Genomic DNA, 16,838 nt, shown 5'->3' with positions numbered 1-16,838 from the left:
AGAATCGTTCTCTTTGAGCTAAGGCGAGGCAACGCCGTACCGGTTTTTGTTAATCCACTATATTTGACGGTTTGGGCACGGAATGCCGAATCGCGGAGATTATATGCCTCATCTTGTTTTTTTAAAACGCTATAATATTTGTTTTCCGAACACGGCGGACTTGAGATGAAACTCGATATTTATGCTTTGCTGGAACGCGCCCTGCTTTCGGGCGACCCCGATGAAAAAGGACGGCTGACGGATGAGGCGTTTGCCGCCGTTCAGAACATGGACGGTGCTGAAACAAACGCGCCGCCGCTGGATTTCCCCCGCGCAGGGCGGCCGGACAAGCCGGTTTTGGTCGCGCCGTCACAACTGACCCCGCGCAAAATGAACACGACCGAAGGCTATGCGGCGATGCTGCACGCGATTGCGCATATCGAGTTCAATGCCGTCAATCTGGCTTTGGACGCGGCATACCGTTTCCGCACGCTGCCGTTTCAGTTTGTGCGCGATTGGGTGAAAGTGGCGAAGGAAGAGGTGTACCATTTCCGCCTGATGCGCGACAGATTGCGCGCTTTCGGCTTCGATTACGGCAGTTTCGAGGCGCACAACCATTTGTGGGATATGGCGTACAAAACCGCCTACGACCCGCTGTTGCGTATGGCGTTGGTACCGCGCGTGTTGGAGGCGCGCGGGCTGGACGTTACGCCGGGGATACGCGCGAAGGTGGCGCAGCGCGGCGATTCGGAAACCTGCGGCGTGTTGGACATCATTTACAGCGACGAAGTGGGACACGTCGCCATCGGCAACCATTGGTATCAACACCTTTGCCGCGAACGCGGTTTGGAACCGATTGCCCTGTTCCGCAGTCTGATTGCCCGTTACGATATGTTTATCTTCCGCGGCTATGTGAACATCGAAGCGCGGGAAAAAGCGGGCTTCAGCCGCTTTGAATTGGATATGTTGGAAGATTTCGAGCAGGGTTTGAAACAAAATAAACATGCCGTCTGAAACCCCGAATCCGGATTTTCAAACGGCCTCTGCTGAGGAACATTATGTTTCACCATCACGAACACCATCATCACACACACGCCCACACGCATACCGCCAACAAAAAAGTATTGCGCGTGTCGTTCATCATCATCGCCGCCTTTATGCTGCTGGAGGCGGCCGGCGGCCGGCTGACCCACTCGCTCGCGCTGCTTTCCGACGCTGGGCATATGTTCGGCGACGCGTTTTCCTTGGGCGCGGCATTGTGGGCGTTCAAACTCGGCGAAAAAGAAACCACGCTGCAAAAAACCTTCGGCTACAAACGTTTTGAAATCCTCACCGCCATGTTCAACGGCTTGTCGCTGGTGGTCATCGCCGTAATGATTTTCTACGAAGCCGTCAAACGCCTGCTTTATCCGCCCGAAATCGCCACGCCGGGGATGCTCGTCATCAGCATTATCGGACTGCTGGTCAACATCGGCGTGGCGGTTTATATGCTGAAAAACAGCGACACCGAAGCCAACGTCAATATGCGCGGCGCGTATCTGCACGTTTTAAGCGACCTTCTCGGCTCGGTCGGTGCGATTGCCGCCGCCGTACTTATGATGGCGTTCGGCTGGAAATGGGCGGATCCGCTCGTCAGTATGTTCGTTGCCGCGCTGGTCGGACGAAGCGGCCGGAGCCTGCTCAAACAAACGCTGCACATCCTGATGGAGGGCACACCCGAAAACATCCGCACCGATGACCTGCTCGACGTTATCCGCAACACCGAAGGCGTAAAATCCGTCCACGACTTACACGTCTGGACGATTACAAGCAATATCAACGCCCTATCCTGCCACATCGTCGTGGACGGCAGCATAACCGTTGCCGAATCCGAACAAATCGCCTACCGCATCGAACACGGGTTGTCCCGCAAAAACATCGGACACTGCACCATCCAAATCGAAAGCGAACACCACCCGCATCCCGACAGCGTCTTGTGCGCCAACGAAACCGACGGCGCGCACCATTGCCGCCGTCAAACCCAAAGCCTTGCAGGCAAACCCATCGGAAAACCAAAGGAAGCCTTATGATACAAGCCGTATTGTTCGACCTCGACGGCACGCTCGCCGACACCGCCCCGGACCTTGGCGGCGCGCTCAACGCCGTGTTGCGCCGCCACAACCTGCCCGAAAAAAGCATCGCGGAAATCCGCCCGTATGCCGGACACGGTGCGGCAGGACTGCTCAAACTCGGCGCAGGCATCACGCCCGACCACCCCGACTACGCCCGGTGGCGCACCGAATACCTCGACGAATACGACCGCCGCTACGCCCAAGACACCGCCCTCTTCGACGGCGTGGACGAACTCATCGCCGAACTCGGCAGGCGCGGCATCCAATGGGGCATCATCACCAATAAACCCATGCGCTTCACCGACAAACTCGTCCCCAAACTCGGCTTTGCCGTTCCGCCCGCCGTCGTCGTCAGCGGCGACACCTGCGGCGAACCCAAACCAAGCGTCAAACCTATGCTGTATGCGTGCGGACAAATCCACGCCGTGCCGCAACACACACTCTACGTCGGCGATGCCGAACGCGATATGCAGGCGGGACGCAACGCCGGTATGACGACCGTCCTTGCCGAATGGGGTTATATTTCCGATGAAGACGATACCGACTCTTGGCAGGCGGACTACCGTATCCCCGCACCGATCGAACTAATCGGCCGCCTCACCAAAAAACAAGTATAAAAATGCCGTCTGAAAACCTTTCAGACGGCATTTCCTGCATTCCGGCATCTTTGTTTGAAAATAGGCAAAAATCCACATTAACCGGTCGAAAGAATCCGTCGGAAATCATCGAATTTTATTGTGCCCGCTTTCAATCTTCTTTATATGGCTGCTTAGATTTTTGGCAGCCCTGAAATCCGACGGGCTGCACGGTACGGGCAAGACATCGGATGTCGGCAGATAAATCAGCTTGATATGCCGCCTGCCCCGACCGTGAAAACGCCAATCGGGATTGGACTTGAGCAGGCCGGTTATCAGCCTTTGGACATCTTTATTTGACGAATATTTAATGGCGCAACTCCTGTGCAAGATGCCGATGAACAAAGTTTTGCCTGAATCTTAGGCAAAAACATCAAAACCTGCGCTTCAACTTGCACGCCTGAAGGATGTGCACGGCAAGCTCCTCCACCGATTTATCGGTCGTATTCGCAAACGGAATCCCGTGCCGTCTGAACATATTCTGCGCGTCCGCCACCTCGCTGCGGCAGGTATCGATACGCGCATAAGCCGAATTCGGGCGGCGTTCCTGACGGATGGCCTGCAAACGCTCCGGCTGGATGGTAAGTCCGAACAGCTTGTCTTTGTACGGTTTGACCATACGCGGCAGATCGACGGATTCCAAATCGTCGGGAATCAACGGATAGTTGGCGGCGCGGATGCCGTATTGCAACGCCAGATACAGGCAGGTCGGCGTTTTGCCCGAACGGGACACGCCCATCAAAATCACGTCCGCCTCCTGAAGGTTTTTATCGCTGACACCGTCATCATGGTTGAGCGAAAAATTGACCGCCTCCATACGCGCATCGTAACGTTGGGTATTACCGATACTGTGGTGTCCTTGCGTAGCGGCAACCGCCTCGGTGTTGAGTTCCTTTTCCAAAAGCCCGAGGAAAGTTTCAAAAAAATTGATATGGAAAGCGTCTGCCTGTTTGATAATTTCACGGATTTCATCATTGACCACGCTGACAAACGCAATCGGACGCTGCCCGCTTTCCTGCCGGCTGCGATTGACCTTATCCACCACCTCGCGCGCCTTGTCCGGCGTATCGACAAACGGGTGCGTATGGCGTTTGAACGCCACATTGCCAAACTGGTTCAACAAAGCCTCGCCGATATTTTCGGCCGTCAGGCCGGTGCGGTCGGAAATATAAAACACTTGGCGCGGACTGCCCATCGCCCCTCCTTAAATACAGGATAAAAATATCATCATAACAGCAGCGGCAGACAAAGGGGAAGCACCCCGCCGCCCCTACCTCGGATTACACCCCCAAAAAACAAATCATATTTTAAAACAAATTACCGAAAAACTATATTTCTTTAAAATAAAATTCCAAAAAAAGAAACCGAAAAAATACGGCACAAAACATTAACCTATTCAAAACCATCTGTTTTACAAAGGAAATACCTGAAAAAAACAATATGCCGCCCATCGATTTCAAACCGCTACACAGCCCGAACCCGCCATTTTTCAGACGGTGCCGCGATTGTCCGGGCAGATAAAAACGTGACAGCGGCGGAACGAATCGCTTAAAATAAGCACGCGGATTTGTTTCTTTTTTAACATATTTTGGATTGGACACACAAATGGCCGACAACTACGTAATTTGGTTTGAAAACCTGCGTATGACAGATGTTGAAAGTGTAGGCGGAAAAAATGCCTCGCTGGGCGAAATGATCAGTCAACTGACCGAAAAAGGCGTGCGCGTTCCCGGCGGATTTGCCACAACAGCCGATGCCTACCGTGCATTCCTCGCACACAACGGTCTGAGCGAACGCATTTCCGCCGCACTGGCAAAATTGGATGTCGAAGACGTTGCCGAACTGGCACGCGTCGGCAAAGAAATCCGCCAATGGATTTTGGACACGCCCTTCCCCGAACAGCTCGATGCCGAAATCGAAGCGGCATGGAACAAAATGGTTGCCGATGCCGGCGGTGCGGACATTTCCGTTGCCGTACGCTCTTCCGCAACCGCCGAAGACCTGCCGGACGCATCATTCGCCGGACAACAGGAAACCTTCCTGAATATCAACGGCTTGGAAAACGTTAAAGAAGCGATGCGCCATGTATTCGCCTCCCTGTACAACGACCGCGCCATTTCTTACCGCGTCCACAAAGGCTTTGAACATGACATCGTCGCCCTTTCCGCAGGCGTGCAGCGTATGGTGCGTTCCGACAGCGGCGCGTCCGGCGTGATGTTCACCCTCGATACCGAATCCGGTTACGACCAAGTCGTCTTTGTCACTTCATCCTACGGCCTGGGCGAAAACGTCGTACAAGGCGCGGTCAACCCCGACGAATTCTATGTGTTCAAACCCACGCTGAAAGCAGGCAAGCCCGCCATCCTGCGCAAGACCATGGGTTCGAAACACATCAAAATGATTTTTACCGACAAAGCAGAAGCCGGTAAATCCGTAACCAACGTCGATGTCCCCGAAGAAGACCGCAACCGCTTCTCCATTACCGACGAAGAAATCACCGAGTTGGCGCATTACGCACTGACCATCGAAAAACACTACGGCCGCCCGATGGACATCGAATGGGGACGCGACGGCTTGGACGGCAAACTCTACATCCTGCAAGCCCGTCCCGAAACCGTCAAATCCCAGGAAGAAGGCAGCCGCAACCTGCGCCGCTTTTCTATCAACGGCGAAAAAACCGTCTTGTGCGAAGGCCGCGCCATCGGTCAGAAAGTCGGACAGGGCAAAGTGCGCCTGATTAAAGATGCTTCCGAAATGGATTCCGTCGAAGCCGGCGACGTACTGGTTACCGATATGACCGATCCGGATTGGGAACCCGTAATGAAACGCGCTTCCGCCATCGTGACCAACCGGGGCGGACGCACCTGCCACGCAGCGATTATCGCGCGCGAACTGGGTATTCCTGCCGTTGTCGGCTGCGGCAATGCGACCGAATTGCTGAGCAACGGTCAAGAAGTTACCGTATCCTGTGCCGAAGGCGATACCGGCTTCATCTATGCCGGTCTGTTGGACGTACAAATTACCGATGTTGCTTTGGACAATATGCCTAAAGCACCTGTAAAAGTCATGATGAACGTCGGCAACCCCGAGCTCGCATTCAGCTTTGCCAATCTGCCCAGCGAAGGCATCGGCTTGGCACGCATGGAATTCATCATCAACCGCCAAATCGGTATCCACCCCAAAGCCTTGTTGGAATTTGACAAACAAGACGACGAATTGAAAGCGGAAATTACCCGCCGCATCGCCGGCTATGCGTCCCCTGTCGACTTCTACGTCGATAAAATCGCAGAAGGCGTAGCAACTTTGGCCGCATCGGTTTACCCGCGTAAAACCATCGTCCGTATGTCCGACTTCAAATCCAACGAGTACGCCAACTTGGTGGGCGGCAGCATCTACGAACCGCACGAAGAAAACCCGATGTTGGGCTTCCGCGGCGCGGCGCGTTATGTCGCCGAAAGTTTCAAAGACTGCTTCGCACTCGAGTGCAAAGCCTTGAAACGCGTCCGTGACGAAATGGGTCTGACCAACGTCGAAATCATGATTCCGTTCGTCCGCACTTTGGGCGAAGCCGAAGCAGTGGTTAAGGCATTGAAAGAAAACGGCTTGGAACGCGGCAAAAACGGCCTGCGCCTGATTATGATGTGCGAGCTGCCGAGCAACGCGGTATTGGCAGAACAATTCCTGCAATACTTCGACGGCTTCTCCATCGGCTCTAACGATATGACCCAGCTGACCCTCGGTCTCGACCGCGACAGCGGCTTGGTGTCCGAATCGTTTGACGAACGCAACCCTGCCGTCAAAGTGATGCTGCACCTTGCCATCTCCGCCTGCCGCAAGCAGAACAAATATGTCGGCATCTGCGGTCAAGGTCCGTCCGACCATCCGGACTTTGCCAAATGGCTGGTTGAGGAAGGTATCGAAAGCGTTTCCCTGAACCCGGATACCGTCATCGAAACTTGGCTGTATTTGGCGAATGAATTGAACAAATAATCAATGCCCATACCCCCGAGCCTGAAAAGCGCGGGGGTATTTTTTTCCAAGCAGCTCCGTTCAGACGGCATTTCCTGCCGATGCCCCGTCCGCGATAATATTTGACACCCACGCGCCGACTGCCTACAATTCCCCCTTCTCCGAGCAACCGGCAACGGTCAGCTTCTTCTTTCAGACGGCATCTGCCTGTCTTTTTCCTCTTCAAAATACATCATTATTATGCACGTCTCCGAATTACAAACCCTGCACATTTCCAAACTCTTAGAATTGGCGGAAGAACACGGCATCGAAAACGCCAACCGATTCCGCAAGCAAGACCTCGTATTTGCCATCGTCCGCCAGATGATGAAAAAAGGCGAGGGTTTCACCTGCTCCGGCACGCTTGAAATCCTGCCCGACGGTTTCGGCTTCCTCCGCAGCGCGGACACCTCCTATCTTGCCGGACCCGACGACATCTATGTCTCGCCCACCCAAATCCGCCGCTTCAACCTGCATACGGGCGACACCATCGAAGGAAGCGTCCGCGTCCCCAAAGACAACGAACGCTATTTTGCCCTAGTCAGGCTTGATACCATCAACGGCGACCACCCGGAAGTATGCCGCCATAAAATCCTGTTTGAAAACCTGACCCCGCTGTTTCCGACCGAACAGTTGAAGCTGGAACGCGACTTAAAGTCCGAAGAAAACCTGACCGGACGCGCCATCGACCTGATTTCGCCCATCGGCAAAGGTCAGCGCGCCCTCTTGGTTGCCCCGCCCAAAAGCGGTAAAACCGTAATGCTGCAAAACATTGCCCACGCCGTTACCGCAAACTATCCCGAAGTCGAACTCATCGTCCTCTTGATTGACGAACGTCCCGAAGAAGTAACCGAAATGAGCCGCTCCGTCCGAGGCGAAGTGGTTTCCTCCACCTTTGACGAGCCGGCGCAACGCCACGTCCAAGTTGCCGAAATGGTGCTTGAAAAAGCCAAGCGTATGGTGGAACACAAAAAAGACGTGGTCATCCTGCTGGATTCGATTACCCGCCTTGCCCGCGCCTACAATACCGTCGTCCCCACCTCGGGCAAAATCCTGACCGGCGGTGTCGATGCCAACGCGCTGCACCGCCCCAAACGTTTCTTCGGTGCGGCGCGCAACGTGGAAGAAGGCGGTTCGCTGACCATCATCGCCACCGCATTGGTTGAAACCGGCAGCCGTATGGACGATGTGATTTACGAAGAATTCAAAGGCACTGGCAATATGGAATTGCACCTTGACCGCCGTATGGCGGAAAAACGTCTCTTCCCCGCCATCAACATCAACAAATCCGGCACGCGCCGCGAGGAGCTGCTTGTGCCGAACGACCAGCTGCAACGTATGTGGCTGCTGCGCAAGTTCCTGCACCCGATGGACGAAATCGAGGCAGCCGAATTTTTAATCGGAAAAATCAAAGCCTCTAAAAACAACGACGATTTCTTCGAGCTGATGCGCGGAAAATAAACACATCATCGACATTAGGCGAAATGCCGTCTGAAACCTGAAAATCGGGTTTCAGACGGCATTTTTATGCATTTGCCGTTCCCTAACACTCAACGGCTGTCTTTCCACTGATAATATTTCGAGCCGAGGAAGGAACCGAGCTTTCTCAAAAACGGTTGGAGGATGATATTCGGCTGGCACAACTGCTCAAACGGCTTCAGACGGCATTCGTCCCCTAAAATTGCTTCTGCAACCGCCAAACCTGCAATACCCGTTATTGCCATACCATGGCCGGAATAACCTTGTGCATAAAAAACATTTTCGGCCAAACGTCCGAAATGCGGGACAAGGTTGGCGGTAATATCGCACTCCCCGCCCCACGAATACTCGATTCCGACATCGGCAAGCTGCGGAAAAACTTTAAGCATATCTTGGCGGACAAGCTCGGTCATACGCGCGGGATCGTCGATAAATTCATGGTCTTTACCGCCGAAAAGCAATCTGCCATCCGCACTAAGGCGGTAATAGTCCAAAATATGGCGGTTGTCGCACACAGCCATATTGTTGCGGATAAGCCCTTTTGCGCGCGCCCCCAAGGGTTCGGTGGCAATAATAAAGGTGCTGACGGCAATCGCCTTGCGTTCCAAAGGCTTGAATATCGGATTCAAACCGGCATAAGTATTGACGGCATATACCACATTTTTGCATTCGACACTGCCTTCGGGCGTGTAAACCAGCCAACCGTTTTGATGCGGTTCGATGCGTATCATGGGAGAATGCTCAAAAATCTGCGTACCGGCTTCGGCAACGGCACCGGCAACACCCAACGTGTAATTGAGCGGATGAAGGTGTCCGGACAAGGGATCGAACTGTGCGCCTTGGTACATATCGCTGTCGAGTTGCTGCTTCAGTTCAGTATTATCCCAAAGTTGATAATGAGTTGCACCGTAATATTTTTGGGCGTGTTCATGCCACTGCTGCAACTCTTCCCAATGCTGCGGACGGACGGCAACCGTGGCATAACCGCGCTGCCAATCGCAATCGATGGCATGTTTGCGGACGCGTTCGTCCACCAGTTCGACCGCCTGCAAAGACTGTTGCCAAAACCATTGCGCCTGCTCCAAACCGACCTGTTTTTCAATTTCCTCCATACCGCAGGCGTAATCGCTGATAACCTGCCCGCCACTCCGTCCCGATGCGCCGAAACCGATACGCGCGGCTTCCAAAACGACGGCTTCATGTCCGTGTTCCGCCAGCGGCAATGCTGTACACAAACCGCTCAAACCGCCGCCGATAATGCAGGTTTCGGTTTTCAGACGGCATTGAAGTTTCGGATAAACAGTATGAGTATTAACCGAACTGAAATAATAGGAAGGCAGATATTCTTGAAAATCAGGACGAATCATTATGTTTACTTTATCAGGTGTATTTTCAGACGGCATGATATGGTTTGCCGTACCATGCCGTCTAAACGGGAAATTACTTTAAGAAAACAGGCTGACCTGATAATGCGGTCAGCCTGCCCTGTCGGTCAATGCGCTTTCTCAGCAGCCAGTTTTTCCTGGCGGTAGGCTTCTGCCGCTTCTCGGTCACGCCTGGTCGCCTGCTTCATCATCCAATAATTGACGATGATGACCAATGTTCCGATGATGCCGATCAGGATGGTCGCCAACACGTTCATCTGCGGGTCGAGGCCCAGCTTGATTTTGGAGAAAATCACCTGCGGCAATGTAGAAGAACCAGGGCCGGACAGGAAGGAGGTAATCACCAAATCGTCCAGCGACAGGGTAATGCCGAGCAGGAAGCTGGAGGCAATCGCAGGCGCAATCAAAGGCAAAGTGATGACAAAAAAGATTTTCAGCGGGCGCGCGCCCAAATCCATTGCGGCTTCTTCGAGCGACTGGTCAAGCTCGACCAGCCGCGAACGGATGACAACGGTAATGTATGCCATGCAAAGCGTGGTATGTCCTAAGAAAATAGTGAAAAAGCCTCGATCAAAATAAAGCGATTGCAGTAATTCGCTACCTTGCAGGAACATCTGCACTTGAATAATCAGGAGCAGCATGGACAAACCGGTAATCACGTCAGGCATAACCATAGGTGCGGAAATCATACCGGCGAACAAGGTACTGCCACGGAAACGTTTGATACGCGCCATCGCGTAGCCCGCCAGCGTGCCCAAAACGACGGCAGCAAGCGAAGACACAACGGCAATCCGCAGCGACAGCCAAGCGGCTTCCAAAATGGTGTCGTTTTCCATCAGTGCGGCATACCACTTGGTCGAAAAGCCGCCCCAAACGGTAACGAGCTTGGATTCGTTAAACGAATAGACAACCAAAACGACCAGCGGGATATACAGAAACGCCAGCGACAGTGCCAACATCAGTTTCAGGAACCAAGATAATCGGGATTTTTGCATTATTTGGCTCCTTCTTCCAATTCGCGGTTTTCATAATGCTGGAACAGCGCAATCGGCACGACCAGCAGCGCGACCATCACGACGGCGACGGCGGAAGCCAACGGCCAGTTGTTTTGATCGAAGAATGCCTGCCACAAGACTTTACCGATCATCAGGTTTTCCGAACCGCCGACCAGCTCGGGAATGACGAACTCGCCGACAGCGGGGACGAAAACCAGCATCGAACCTGCAATAATGCCGGTTTTCGACAAAGGCAGGGTAATCGTCAAGAACGATTTGACCGGCCCCGCGCCCAAGTCGGAAGCCGCTTCGAGTAGGCGGTTGTCGAGTTTCACCAGTTGCGTGTATAGCGGCAGAATCATAAACGGCAGATAGGCGTAAACCATCACCAAATTGAGCGAAAAGGCATTGTAGAACAAATCCAAAGGCTCGCTGATAATACCCATTTTAATCAACATATTGTTGACGATGCCGTTATGTCCGAGCAGACCCATCCACGCATAGACGCGCAGTAGGAACGATGTCCAAAAGGGCAGCATAATGGCAAGCAGCAAACCATTGCGGACGGAAGGATTAGCACGGGAAATCGCATATGCTGTCGGATAACCGACCAACAGGCAAATCACCGTCGTCGTCAGCGCAGTCTTAATTGAAGACCAATAAGTCATCAGATAGATATTGCTGTTTTCACCGTCGCCGAAGGGATTCAGGGTATTCCAGAAATTTTGGAAAATATCGGCATAATTTTGGTAGCTGACAGCAATATTCAGACGACCCAAATCCTCATCTATCGTCGTTAAAGGAGTAAACGGCGGGATGGCGATTTCTTGTTCGGCAAAGCTGATTTTCAGCACGATGGCGAACGGAATCAGAAACAGCACCAAAAGCCAAATATACGGCACGGCTATGACCGCGCGCTGCCCCGGGCGGCGGAACAGTTTGTTTTTCAGTTTATTAAGGTTCATTGCATTCCCCTTAAATCAACGGAACAGTGGCGTAGGCTGGTTTTCCGGCCAGCTGATATAGACGGTTTCGTCCCAAGTTGGCGGCGTGATGTTGCGCACATACCAGTAAGGTGCAGGAACTTGGCTTTTGACGACGCGCCCGTTGCCGAGCTTGATATGGTAAATGGCAAAGCTGCCCAGATAGGCGATTTCCTTGACTGTGCCTTTCGCCCAGTTGTAATCGCCCAAATATTCGGGTTTTTCTTTATATAAATCAATATCTTCTGGTCGAATGCTAACCCAAAGGTCCTGCTCGCTCGGGCCACCCAAACCATGATCGATACGGACGTGATTTTCCAAACCTTCGCATTCGATAACGGCATAGTCGGCATGATCTTCAATCACCACACCGTCAAAGATGTTGGTTTCGCCGATAAACTCGGCAGTGAAGCGGCTGTTGGGGTAATCGTACACATCGCTTGGTGTGCCGACCTGCTGCAACTGACCGTCAGACATAATGGCGATGCGGGTCGCCATCGTCATTGCCTCTTCTTGGTCGTGCGTAACCATGATACAGGTTACACCAACCTGCTCGAGCGTATTGACCAACTCAAGCTGGGTTTGCTGGCGCAGTTTTTTATCCAATGCGCCGAGGGGTTCGTCAAGCAGCAGGATTTTCGGGCGTTTTGCCAAACTGCGCGCCAAAGCGATGCGCTGCTGCTGACCGCCAGAAAGCTGGTGCGGCTTGCGTTTGGCAAATTTGGTCATCTGAACCAGGCGGAGCATTTCTTCGACGCGCGCATCGATTTCGCCTTTAGGCATTTTGTCCTGTTTCAGACCGAAGGCAATGTTTTGCTCCACCGTCATATGCGGAAAAAGCGCGTAACTTTGGAACATCATATTGATGGGGCGATCATAGGGTGCAAGTTTGGTAATATCCTGACCATCAAGGATAATTTTTCCCTGATTGGGACTTTCCATGCCCGCCAGCATACGCAGCAGCGTAGATTTTCCGCTGCCGGAACTGCCCAAAAGGGCGAAGATTTCGTGTTGATAAATGTCCAAGTCGATGTTATCGACAGCGTAATTGTCACCAAACTTTTTCACCAAACCTTGGATTTTGAGATAAGGTTTGGTTGAAGACGCAGTGGTTGCGGTCATAATGGCAATACTCCAATAAAAAGACGAGTACCGGCAAAACGGATTTTCGAATGGGTGATAAAAAGCTGTTTGATTGCTGGCGGGAGTCGCAACGTCTGATGCCGTCTGAAACTCTTGTGAAGCGCACGGGCAGCATGAAATGGAACAGGATTCCAAAGAACTTTGTATTATATTAGTTTATGCGGTTTTCGGGCAATAAATATAGGTTTGAGCTTGTCGGAAAGCAACAGAAAAGAAAACACCGCCCATTTTTCTGGGCGGTGTCAAAAAGCGCAATTATTTACGCAGACCCAAGCGGGTAATCAACGCGCGATACGTATCGGGCTGGGTACGGCGCAAGTAGGCCAACAGGCGGCGGCGTTGGCTGACCATTTTCAATAGACCACGACGGCTGTGGTGGTCTTTGGGGTTGGCTTTGAAGTGGGGGGTCAGGTCGTTGATGCGGAAAGTCAACAGGGCGACTTGTACTTCGGAAGAGCCGGTGTCGCCTTCTTTGCGTTGGAAATCTTTAACGATTTGTGCTTTTTGTTCTACGGTCAGTGCCATAATGGAAAAACTCCGAAAAATAAAAAGAACCCCAAATGGGATTCGGACAAGTTTGCCAAGCCTCGACAACGGCAAACTCCCTATTCCTGAAACAGGAACGGCGCATTATCACACAATTTTTGCTGTTCTGCACGATATTTTGCGATGTCGGCGAAATGCCGTCTGAAAACGGAGACATCCTCCGGTTTCAGACGGCATTTGACATCAGACCACAATTTCTTCCTTCTGTTTCGCTTCCTTGGCGATATTGTCGCGGCTCAAACCGAACATTAGCAGAAGCGGGCTGGCAACCAATACGGAAGAATAAATGCCGAACACGATGCCAATGGTCAACGCCATAGAAAAGCCGTGCAAGGCCGCACCGCCGAACACCAGCATAGAAACAACCATCGCCTCGGTCGAACCGTGGGTAATGATGGTGCGGCTCATGGTGGCGGTAATCGCGTTGTCGATGACTTCCGGCACGGTATGTCCGCGCATCGCCGGCTTGCGGAAGTTTTCACGGATACGATCGAAGACGACGACGGATTCGTTCACAGAATAGCCCAATACGGCAAGAATGCCCGCCAAGACGGTCAGCGAAAATTCCCATTGGAAGAAAGCAAAGCAGCCGAGAATAATCACGATGTCGTGCATATTGGCGATAATGGCAGATACGGCAAAACGCCATTCGAAACGCATCGACAGGTAAATAATGATGCCGATAACGACAAAACCTAAAGCCATCAATCCATTACTTACCAATTCCTCACCGACTTGCGGGCCGATAAATTCGACTTGGCGCAAAGTAACATCGGGACTGTCTTTTTTCAGCAAATCTATAACCTGATTGGACAACTGTGCGGAAGTAACACCTTCTTTGTTCGGCAGGCGGATCATAATGTGTTTGTTCGTACCCAATGCCTGAACCTGTACATCACCCATTTTCAGCATATCGAGGCGTTCGCGCATCTTATTGACATCCGCACCCTGCTGATATTGGACTTCCATTACCGTACCGCCGGTAAATTCGACGGAGAAATTCAGGCCTTTGGTCACCAAGAAGAACACGGCAGCGATAAACGTAACCAACGAAATGAAGGTCGTCAGTTTGCCGTAGCTCATAAACGGAATATCGCGTTTGATTTTAAAGAGTTCCATAGCTTACTCCTTACCTGCCGCAGTTTCGGCTTCAGGTTTCCATACCGCACCGATGGAAATATTCTGCAATTTGCGTCTGCGTCCGTACCACAGATTGACCAACGCACGGAATACGACGACGGACGAATACATCGAAGTCAGAATACCCAAACAGTGTACGACCGCAAAACCGCGTACCGGGCCGGAACCGAATACCAAAAGCGCGATACCGGCAATCAGCGAAGTCAGGTTCGAATCGACAATGGTCGCCCATGCGTGTTGGAAACCGAGATTGATTGCCTGCTGCGGCGGCACGCCGGCACGCAGTTCCTCTCGGATGCGCTCGTTAATCAATACGTTGGAGTCAATCGCCATACCCAATGTCAATGCCAACGCAGCAATACCCGGTAACGTCAACGTTGCCTGCATGGCAGACAAAATACCGATTAGAAACAGTATGTTGGTACTCAATGCAATGGTAGAAAAGAAACCCATCAGACGATAGTAAACCACCATGAATGCAGCAACGATGGCAAAACCCCATAAAGTCGAATGGAAGCCTTTTTCGATGTTCTCCTTACCCAAAGACGGACCGATGGTACGTTCTTCGACAATCTGCATCGGTGCGGCAAGAGAACCGGCACGCAACAGCAAAGACGTATCGTTGGCTTCGGCTGTCGTCATGCTTCCGGAAATTTCCACGCGTCCACCGGTAATGGCAGTACGGATAACCGGCGCGGTTACAACCTCGGATTTTCCTTGGTCGATCAAAACCATCGCCATGCGTTTGCCGACATTTGCGGCAGTCAGTTCGCCAAAAATGCTGCCACCCGCGCTGTCCAAGCTCAGACTGACGGCAGGTGCGCCCATTTGGTCGAAACTCGGTTGCGCATCGTTGATGTTATCGCCCGTCAGCTCGACCTGTTTGCTGATTAGCAGAGTTTCGGGACGATCTCCGCCGCTTGAAAGCAGCTCGTAACCGCTCGGCACGTTGCCTTCCAATGCCTCGCGCAACTTGGCAGGATCGTCCTCCACCATGCGGACTTCCAAAGTCGCGGTACGGCCGATGATGTCTTTTGCCTTGGCAGTGTCTTGCACACCGGGAAGCTGCACGACGATGCGGTCGGCACCGGACTGCTGGATGACGGGTTCGGCCACGCCCAACTCGTTCACACGGTTGTGCAGGGTAGTGATGTTCTGTTTGACCGCATCGGAACGTACTTTATTCACCGCCTCTTCCGAAAGCGTCAAGACGATATTGCTACCGTCTGAATTCAGCGTTGCTTCAGGAAACAGCCTGCGCAACTGCGGCAGTGCCTTTTGCACATCACCTGCATCCTGCAAAGGGATGGTCAAACTGTTTTCAGTCTGGCGTACCGTACCGCTGCGGATTTTTTCGCGGCGCAGTTCGCGGCGGATGTCGCCCGAATAACGTTCAAATGTTTTCTGCATCGCCGCTTTCATATCGACCTGCATGGTGAAATGCACGCCGCCGCGCAGGTCCAAACCCAAAAACATCGGATTGGCTTTGATTTTCGCCATCCATTCGGGGCTGTCCGCCAACAGGTTGAGCGCGGTAATATACCCTTCGCCCAAAGTGTTTTCGATGACGTCGCGCGCTTTAAGCTGCGTTTCGGTGTCTTTGAAACGCACTTTCAGTGAATTGTCCACAACAAACATTCCGTCGGTCTGAATACCCACGTTTTGCAGCGCGGCATCCACTTTGGATTGAGTCTGTTCGTTGATGATGATGGCTTGTCGGTTGGTCGATACCTGCACGGCGGGTGTTTCGCCGAATAGGTTGGGCAGCGAATACACTGCGGCAACCGCAATCGTGAACACAATCAGCAGATATTTCCATAAAGGATAACGGTTCATCATTGTTCCTTAATGGTTGGAACCCCACCCTTTCGGTGGTGTCGGAATCGGACTATTTCAGAAGAGGCAAAAACCCTTCTCTGCCAGGCAAGACCGGAAGGCGGCATCTTGAATATGCCGCCCTGCGTGTCGGAACATGGTCAAGCCTTCGGTTGGAATTCAAAACAAAGTGCCGCATTCGGGCTTTCCAGATGCGGCTTGTCGGCACAAATCAATCGACTTTTGCGGCAATCGCATTGCGTTCTACTTCGACCTCGATTTTTGTACCCTGTCCGATATCCACGGTAAAAAACTGTTCGCCGACTCTGGTTACCTTACCCTTGAAACCTGCCGCCAAGACCACTTTGTCGCCGGCTTTCAAGGCGGCAAGCATTGCCTGATGCGCTTTGAATTTCTTTTGTTGGGGGCGCATGATCAGGAAGTAGAACACCACCATAATCAACACCAAAGGAGCAAATTGTGCAACAGCTTGATTCATAATTTATCCGTTCTTTCTAAATATGATTGAAAATCGAGCGGGGTATATAATAGCATAAGACCGTAAACAATATATCGGGTTTGCTACCCATCATACCCAACCGTATGCCGTCTGCAACCC

At 52.4% G+C, this 16,838-nt stretch carries 16 protein-coding genes; 6 read left to right on the top strand and 10 right to left on the bottom strand.

Annotated elements, in window-relative coordinates; genetic code table 11:
- Positions 1–165 precede the first annotated feature (165 nt).
- The 4 genes from KEM39_RS02200 to KEM39_RS02185 are packed head-to-tail and all read left to right on the top strand — an operon-like array spanning position 166 to position 2,880.
- Positions 166–993 carry a ferritin-like domain-containing protein gene (locus KEM39_RS02200; RefSeq protein ID WP_197749023.1) on the top strand — a complete coding sequence of 276 codons (828 nt, stop codon included), beginning with the start codon at positions 166–168 and terminating at the stop codon, positions 991–993.
- Positions 994–1,037: 44 nt separating this feature from the next.
- On the top strand, positions 1,038–2,048 hold the full coding sequence (locus KEM39_RS02195) for a cation diffusion facilitator family transporter (protein WP_211709539.1): 1,011 nt from the start codon (positions 1,038–1,040) through the stop codon (positions 2,046–2,048).
- A complete protein-coding gene (locus KEM39_RS02190) occupies positions 2,045–2,707 on the top strand; it encodes an HAD family hydrolase (RefSeq protein ID WP_211709538.1) in 663 nt (220 codons plus the stop codon). The genes KEM39_RS02195 and KEM39_RS02190 overlap by 4 nt, the downstream gene beginning before the upstream one ends.
- A 2-nt stretch (positions 2,708–2,709) precedes the next feature.
- Positions 2,710–2,880: a hypothetical protein gene (locus tag KEM39_RS02185; protein WP_153984115.1), complete on the top strand. Its 171-nt coding sequence runs from the start codon at positions 2,710–2,712 to the stop codon at positions 2,878–2,880.
- Between the two features lie 218 nt (positions 2,881–3,098).
- On the opposite strand, the gene KEM39_RS02180 is transcribed toward KEM39_RS02185, so the two are convergent.
- Positions 3,099–3,920: a pyruvate, water dikinase regulatory protein gene (locus tag KEM39_RS02180; RefSeq protein WP_211709537.1), complete on the bottom strand. Its 822-nt coding sequence runs from the start codon at positions 3,918–3,920 to the stop codon at positions 3,099–3,101.
- 410 nt (positions 3,921–4,330) lie between these two features.
- Here KEM39_RS02180 and ppsA point away from each other — a divergent pair, with 410 nt between their 5' ends.
- Positions 4,331–6,715, top strand: coding sequence for a phosphoenolpyruvate synthase (gene ppsA / locus KEM39_RS02175; protein WP_211709536.1), 2,385 nt, complete (start codon positions 4,331–4,333; stop codon positions 6,713–6,715).
- Between the two features lie 219 nt (positions 6,716–6,934).
- Positions 6,935–8,194, top strand: coding sequence for a transcription termination factor Rho (gene rho, locus KEM39_RS02170; protein WP_002219650.1), 1,260 nt, complete (start codon positions 6,935–6,937; stop codon positions 8,192–8,194).
- 89 nt (positions 8,195–8,283) lie between these two features.
- Here rho and KEM39_RS02165 read toward each other — a convergent pair whose 3' ends face one another.
- From KEM39_RS02165 to yajC, 9 genes are all read right to left on the bottom strand, one after another.
- A complete protein-coding gene (locus tag KEM39_RS02165; RefSeq protein ID WP_118997760.1) occupies positions 8,284–9,579 on the bottom strand; it encodes an NAD(P)/FAD-dependent oxidoreductase in 1,296 nt (431 codons plus the stop codon).
- Positions 9,580–9,704: 125 nt separating this feature from the next.
- A complete protein-coding gene (locus KEM39_RS02160) occupies positions 9,705–10,592 on the bottom strand; it encodes an ABC transporter permease subunit (RefSeq protein ID WP_118997683.1) in 888 nt (295 codons plus the stop codon).
- Positions 10,592–11,557 carry an ABC transporter permease subunit gene (locus KEM39_RS02155; RefSeq protein WP_118997684.1) on the bottom strand — a complete coding sequence of 322 codons (966 nt, stop codon included), beginning with the start codon at positions 11,555–11,557 and terminating at the stop codon, positions 10,592–10,594. The genes KEM39_RS02160 and KEM39_RS02155 overlap by 1 nt, the downstream gene beginning before the upstream one ends.
- Positions 11,558–11,572: 15 nt before the next feature.
- Positions 11,573–12,697, bottom strand: coding sequence for a polyamine ABC transporter ATP-binding protein (locus KEM39_RS02150; RefSeq protein ID WP_118997685.1), 1,125 nt, complete (start codon positions 12,695–12,697; stop codon positions 11,573–11,575).
- Positions 12,698–12,973: 276 nt separating this feature from the next.
- The gene (gene rpsO / locus KEM39_RS02145; RefSeq protein ID WP_002217790.1) at positions 12,974–13,243 is read right to left on the bottom strand and encodes a 30S ribosomal protein S15; all 270 of its coding nucleotides are present in this window, start codon (positions 13,241–13,243) and stop codon (positions 12,974–12,976) included.
- An 80-nt stretch (positions 13,244–13,323) separates the two neighbouring features.
- Positions 13,324–13,458, bottom strand: coding sequence for a hypothetical protein (locus tag KEM39_RS11820; RefSeq protein WP_003753973.1), 135 nt, complete (start codon positions 13,456–13,458; stop codon positions 13,324–13,326).
- A complete protein-coding gene (secF, locus tag KEM39_RS02140; protein ID WP_118997686.1) occupies positions 13,448–14,383 on the bottom strand; it encodes a protein translocase subunit SecF in 936 nt (311 codons plus the stop codon). Before secF ends, KEM39_RS11820 begins: the two co-directional genes overlap by 11 nt.
- A 3-nt stretch (positions 14,384–14,386) precedes the next feature.
- Positions 14,387–16,240, bottom strand: a complete 1,854-nt coding sequence (gene secD / locus KEM39_RS02135; protein ID WP_192886333.1) for a protein translocase subunit SecD — start codon at positions 16,238–16,240, stop codon at positions 14,387–14,389.
- A 211-nt stretch (positions 16,241–16,451) separates the two neighbouring features.
- Positions 16,452–16,718, bottom strand: a complete 267-nt coding sequence (gene yajC / locus KEM39_RS02130; RefSeq protein WP_003687494.1) for a preprotein translocase subunit YajC — start codon at positions 16,716–16,718, stop codon at positions 16,452–16,454.
- Between the last annotated feature and the right edge of the window lie 120 nt (positions 16,719–16,838).

Origin of the sequence: Neisseria sp. Marseille-Q1983, assembly GCF_018224585.1 — a bacterium.
Classification (GTDB): domain Bacteria; phylum Pseudomonadota; class Gammaproteobacteria; order Burkholderiales; family Neisseriaceae; genus Neisseria; species Neisseria polysaccharea.
Note: the sequence above shows the minus strand (reverse complement) of the source record. Positions and strands in the feature narration are given on the sequence as shown.